Source organism: Candidatus Clostridium eludens, assembly GCF_045310515.1.
GTDB lineage: Bacteria > Bacillota > Clostridia > Clostridiales > Clostridiaceae > Clostridium_B > Clostridium_B eludens.
This window is the reverse complement of sequence record NZ_JBJHZX010000150.1, coordinates 1-588: the sequence shown is the minus strand read 5'-3', so window position 1 is coordinate 588 and position 588 is coordinate 1. Positions and strand designations below refer to the sequence as shown.

General features: G+C 30.6%; 1 protein-coding gene. It reads right to left on the bottom strand.

Going from position 1 to position 588, the window contains the following annotated elements; genetic code table 11:
* Positions 1 to 467: FAD-dependent oxidoreductase (locus ACJDU8_RS25620; RefSeq protein WP_406795013.1), on the bottom strand; the 467-nt coding region annotated here is incomplete at its 3' end.
* Positions 468 to 588: the final 121 nt, after the last annotated feature.

Below are 588 nucleotides of genomic sequence, written 5' to 3'. Positions count from 1 at the left end.
ATAACAACCGCATTTTTTATATCTTCCTTATCTACATAGGATTTTATTCTATCGGTATCTGGTACATTTCTTAGAGTAAATATCTTATCACTTTGTATTCCCTGGATAGGAGGCTTAATAGGAGATGCTCCTGGTGATAAAATTAAATAGCCATAGCTTTCTTCATATTCTCCATTATCTTTACTATTAACCTTTACTTTTTTATTTTTAGTATCTACTGCTATCACTTCACTATTTACTCTAACATCAATATTAAAGCTTGCATTCATAGCTTCAGGAGTTTGTACCAATAATTTTTCTCTTTCCTTTATAGTCTCTCCTATATAGTAAGGTAATCCACAGTTTGCAAAAGATATATATTGGCCTTTCTCAAACAATATTATTTCCGCATTTTCATCAAGCCTTCTAAGTCTTGCAGCTGCAGATGCTCCTCCAGCTACTCCGCCAACTATTAGAATTTTGTTCATATACATTTCCTCCTAACGTAAATATTATAATAATCTATTTTTCTTCATTTAAAACTACACTGATCAAATCAGCTACTTTTTTATTACAAACAATATAATATATTTCAAGACCATTTCTCCT